Source organism: Catenibacterium sp. (assembly GCF_052354645.1).
Taxonomy (GTDB): Bacteria; Bacillota_I; Bacilli_A; order Erysipelotrichales; family Coprobacillaceae; genus Catenibacterium; species Catenibacterium mitsuoka_A.
In genome coordinates, this window is the sequence record NZ_DAWDDM010000238.1 from 1 (window position 1) to 3,083 (window position 3,083).

The 3,083-nt window shown below is 32.7% G+C and carries 2 protein-coding genes; both read right to left on the reverse strand.

Features of this window, described 5'->3' with window-relative positions:
• Positions 1–7: 7 nt before the first annotated feature.
• Positions 8–1,420, reverse strand: coding sequence for a glycoside hydrolase family 1 protein (locus ACT8VG_RS09270; RefSeq protein WP_055233450.1), 1,413 nt, complete (start codon positions 1,418–1,420; stop codon positions 8–10).
• 132 nt (positions 1,421–1,552) lie between these two features.
• Positions 1,553–2,761 carry a GTPase HflX gene (hflX, locus tag ACT8VG_RS09275; protein ID WP_195920303.1) on the reverse strand — a complete coding sequence of 403 codons (1,209 nt, stop codon included), beginning with the start codon at positions 2,759–2,761 and terminating at the stop codon, positions 1,553–1,555.
• Between the last annotated feature and the right edge of the window lie 322 nt (positions 2,762–3,083).

A 3,083-nucleotide genomic window follows, 5' to 3' on the forward strand; every position in this document is an offset into this window, starting at 1 on the left:
GCAAGTATTAGTCTAAATCAGCACCGTTAGATTCGAATACTTTCTTGATATAATTATAAGATTTCTTTGGAATACGTTTCATATCTCTTAAATCTTTATTTGTTCTATTAACATAAACAAATCCATAACGCTTATCCATATTACACATACTAGCTAGGATGTCGATTGGTCCCCAAGTAATATAACCTAAACAATCTACACCATCTTCAAACATTGCATTTTCCATTTCACGGATATGGTCTCTATGATAGTTGATACGATAATCATCTTCGATTGTACGACCTTCAGCGAGCATTTTGTCTACTTCTTCCTGAGTCATATCTTCACGCCATCCAATACCATTTTCAAGTACGAATACTGGTAAACCTGTTCTATGATGTAAATCATTTAAAGTCCATCTGAATCCAACTGGATCGATTTCCCAATGCCATTCATTGGCTTCACAATGAGGATTCTGGATCTGCTGTTCATTCACACAGTCACAAGCTGGTCTTTCATAATCAAAGACACCAGTCTTAACTGTATTAGAACGATAATAAGAGAATGCGATATAGTCTACAGTATATTTTAATAGTTCTTCATCGCCTTCTTCAAATGTAGGCATCCATCCACGATTTTCTAAGTAAGCATTCCAGTAATCAGGATATTTACCCTGAGCAAAGGTATCAACAAGATAACCATTTAATAAGTTATAAGCCTGAGTTGCAAATAAATTATTTTCTGGGCTGTTGTCATATGCGTAAATATTAGTGATTGCACCCATACCACAGAACTTAGCATCTGGCTGCATTTCTCTTAAAGCACGTACTGCTTTACAATGAGCCATCATAACATTGTGGTTTACCTGATATAAATGTTTAGGAAGACTTACACCTTCAGGAATTTCTTCAGCGTTAGAAACTCTTAACATCATTGAATGAAGGTTCTGTTCATTGAATGACATCCAATGTTTAACTCTATCACCAAATCTTTCAATACAAACTTTTGCATATCTTTCAAAACAGTCTACAACATATCTTGAAGCAAAACCATTATAGTTCTTTACAAGATGATAAGGCATATCGAAATGTACTAAAGTGATCATTGGTTCAATGCCTGCAGCAAGTAGCTTATCAATTAAATCACTGTAGAACTTTACACCTTCTTCGTTTACTGGTTCATCTAATGTACCATTAGGAATGATACGGCTCCAACAGATTGAGAAACGATAGAAGTTGAATCCCATACCTTTCATTAACGCGATGTCTTCATCATAACGAGTGTATTCATCAATTGCATCGTTCCAGTCAGAAAATTCAGGATTCATAGGTCTAACGTCATAGATACAAACACCCTTTCCACCTTCATTTCTGTGTCCTTCAGTCTGGAATGATGATACTGAACCACCCCAGTAAAAATCTTTTGGCATTTTTCTTTCCATTTTATGTGTCTCCTTTATCTTATGTATACATTCTATCAATCACGCCTCATAAATGTAAACTGTTTCAAGGTTGATTATTATAACGTTTCATAAAATATACAAAAAAAGATTTATTAATGAAACTCCGTTTCATTAATTTAAAAGGATGTACATAAGATAGTCTTTAATATCCTGTCTTTTAGCTTCTATCTGTAAATAGATATAATCATCACGATAGTCAACCTGTTCCACATAAGTATGCTCATAGAGATATTTGAAATCTTCCCCCTTATCATAAGGAATACCTAATTGGAAAGTTTCATAATCCTTAAAGAGGATATGACTTATTTCATCTTCTAACAAGTCTAAACCAATCTTTTCCTTTGCAGATATAAAAACATAGGGCGTTACAGGATGTACATAACCATACTTATTTAAATCAACCTTGTTGTACACATAGATCATAGGTTTATTTTCAACCCCTAATTCTTCTAATACCTTATTGGTTGTATCAACCTGTAATTGATAATCTTCAAAACTTGAATCAACAACATGGAGTAATAAATCTGCTTCTTTCACTTCTTCTAAAGTGGAACGAAATGCCTGAATCAGATTGTGTGGTAAACGTTCAATAAAACCAACTGTATCAGTAAGCAAGCATGTATGATTCTTAATCTTTATATTTCTAGTAGAAGTCTGTAATGTTGCAAATAACATATCTTTCTCAAATACCTTTTTTTCTTTATTCTGACATAATGTATTGAGTAAAGTAGACTTTCCACTATTTGTATAACCGACCAAGGCAATCACAGGGACATTATTACGTTTACGTCTTTCTCTTTGTGTTTGTCTTTGTTTTACAATCTGTGCCAGTTCTTTTCTAGAACGGGACAACTTTCTAGAGATGATACGACGATCTAACTCAATCTGTTTTTCACCAGATCCTCTAAACCCAGAACCACCTTGCTGATGTGACATATGTTCCTGCATTCCCGCAAGTCTTGGTAATAAATATTGGTCTCTGGCTATTTCTACCTGTAATTTTGCTTCTTTTGTCTGTGCACGCTGTTCAAATATACGAAGAATTAAATCTGTACGATCTGTTACTTCTGTTTGTAATTGGTCGGTAAGGTTCTTTACCTGTAATGGAGATAGTTCATCATCAAAGATAACCATTTCTCCATCTAATCTTAATCTGATTTCTTCTATTTTACCTTTACCAATATAAGTGGCAGGATTAATTTTTTCTAATTTCTGAATAACAACATCTTCTACTTCAATATCACATGCAATACATAATGATTTAAGTTCATCTATGTAGAAGGGGTTATCCGATGTCATAACTAATATCGCTTTATTCATATAATAAAAGAAGAATTCCTTTCTTTAGACTTTTACTCATTATAACATGAGTTTTATAAAAGAATTCTTCTAATGTTTATAAATTATCAGTATGTTTATTTAGTGAAGAGAAGAACGATACATTAATAGTAATAACTATCAATTATTGTTTACAAGCTTACCTTATGGATATCTCATGTTATAATAATTCACTTCTCATCAGTGATATAATATCCCTTCTAGATAAAATAAAAAAAATAGAGTTATTACTGAATAACTTCTAGTTCTATAATACGAAGGAGCATTTCTACTCCTCTAGATTAGTATATCATGAGTTTATATT

Bases quoted from the DNA above. Each gene is read 5' to 3' on its own strand.
- hflX (WP_195920303.1), bottom strand. From the start codon at position 2,761: ATGAATAAAGCGATATTAGTTATGACATCGGATAACCCCTTCTACATA.
- ACT8VG_RS09270 (WP_055233450.1), bottom strand. From the start codon at position 1,420: ATGGAAAGAAAAATGCCAAAAGATTTTTACTGGGGTGGTTCAGTATCA.